The sequence below is a fragment of the Paraburkholderia sp. SIMBA_030 genome (assembly GCF_046535245.1).
GTDB lineage: Bacteria > Pseudomonadota > Gammaproteobacteria > Burkholderiales > Burkholderiaceae > Paraburkholderia.
The window spans coordinates 1-289 of the sequence record NZ_JAWRXB010000296.1 but is presented as its reverse complement, the minus strand read 5'-3'; the positions used below and the strand labels follow the sequence as shown (position 1 = coordinate 289).

Sequence of the window (289 nt, the reverse complement as noted above, 5' to 3'; positions counted from 1 at the left end):
ACAAGCGCATTGCCGATGAAGAACACCTTGCCGCCGCCGAGAAGCTGGGGGATCAGGTATTCGCCAAGCAGCAGGATCGTCACCAGCGCGACACCGGTCATCACACCCGGAAGAGACAGCGGCAGGGTAATGCCGAAGAAGGTCGAGACCGGCTTGGCGCCCAGATCGGCGGAGGCTTCGAGAAGCCGCCGGTCGAGCTTTTCGAGGCTGACATAGATCGGCATGATCATCAGCGGCAGATAGCCATAGACGATACCGAGCAGCACAGCGCCGGGGGTGTTGATCAGCC

1 protein-coding gene is annotated in these 289 nt (G+C 61.2%); it reads right to left on the bottom strand.

Annotated elements, in window-relative coordinates:
- The coding region (locus SB772_RS40070) for an ABC transporter permease (protein WP_410838527.1) at window positions 1-289 on the bottom strand (289 nt) is incomplete at both ends.